This window comes from Mesorhizobium sp. M2C.T.Ca.TU.002.02.1.1 (assembly GCF_003997225.1).
The window spans coordinates 1-1,217 of the sequence record NZ_RZTO01001229.1; the positions used below are offsets into that span (position 1 = coordinate 1).

Sequence of the window (1,217 nt, forward strand, 5' to 3'; positions counted from 1 at the left end):
CCAGCTTCCCCGACCAACCTGGGGACCTGGAAGCCGATCTGATCGCTTTTGCGGTGCGCATGAACCGCAATTGCATCTGCAACCGCGACGGCCGTTTCCTGCGCAAGCTGATCCAGGCCGAAGGCGAGCGTTATCCGGAACTGTTTGCCGAATGGCGCGAGCAGGGCCCGGGCCGCACATGGTCGGCGCTTGCCGCGCGTTTCGCCCGGCTTGCCTTTGCCGGTCACCTGGCGATCGGCGATCCTGACGTCGCGGCGCGTCAGTTTCTCGCCCTCGTCAACGCCGAACTTCAGATCACCTTCATGCTGGGCGGCGTGCCGACCGAGGAAGAGGTCCTGCGCTCCGCCAGCAACGGCGTGCGAACCTTTCTCAGCGCTTTCGCCAGGAAGAAGTCGCCAGCCGGCAAACAGGCGGCGCTGGTTCACGCCTGAGCGATCAAATCGCCGACACCCCCTCTTGGCCTCACGCCTTTGCGCCTATATGCGGTTTACGCCGCGCTCAAGCTTGATTACAGCTATGCGGACGATTCAACGGAACCCGACCATCACATGGCCGACGACCATATCCGCTACGACATTCTGGCCCAGGAGGCTCTGCGCGGCGTCATGCGCAAGGTCTTGGCCGAGGTCGCGCGCACTGGCCTTCCGGGCAATCATCATTTCTTCATCACCTTCCTGACCGGCGCGCCGGGCGTACGCATCTCATCCAGGCTGCGCGAGCGCTACCCGGAGCAGATGACCATCGTCATCCAGTTCCAGTATTGGGACCTGAAGGTGACGGATGCCGGCTTCGAAGTCGGGCTTTCCTTCTCCGACGTGCCGGAAAAGCTCGAGATCCCCTTCTCCGCCGTGCGCGGCTTCTACGATCCGTCGGTGAATTTCGAGCTCGAATTCGACGTCAAGACGGAGAGCGCCGAAGACGAGGCCGCCGCTCCGGCGCCCGAGCCGGTCGCCGTCGTCCCCGAGAAGAAGCCGGAAACGAAGAAGAAGGCCGCCGAGGCCGAAAAGAAGCCGGCGGTCGCCGAGACCGGCGGCAAGGGCGCCGACGTCGTTTCGCTCGACGCCTTCCGCAAGAAGTAGCCCGGCGCCATGGGCGAGGTCGTCAATCTCCGCCAGGCCCGCAAGCAGAAAGCGCGCACCGACAAGGAACGCCAGGCGAGCGAGAACCGGGCCCTTTACGGCCGCTCGAAGACGGAGCGCGAGCGTGACCGGCTGACG

General features: G+C 64.6%; 3 protein-coding genes. All 3 read left to right on the forward strand.

The genetic code is table 11. The features are described from left to right. The coding region (locus EOD07_RS34990; protein ID WP_206519658.1) for a TetR/AcrR family transcriptional regulator C-terminal domain-containing protein at window positions 1-431 on the forward strand (431 nt) is incomplete at its 5' end. A 117-nt stretch (window positions 432-548) separates the two neighbouring features. Then, window positions 549-1,079 (forward strand): SspB family protein, encoded by a 531-nt coding sequence (locus EOD07_RS34995; RefSeq protein WP_040982501.1) that lies wholly within the window; start codon window positions 549-551, stop codon window positions 1,077-1,079. A 9-nt stretch (window positions 1,080-1,088) separates the two neighbouring features. Next, on the forward strand, window positions 1,089-1,217 hold a 129-nt coding region (locus tag EOD07_RS35000), incomplete at its 3' end, for a DUF4169 family protein (RefSeq protein WP_127238401.1).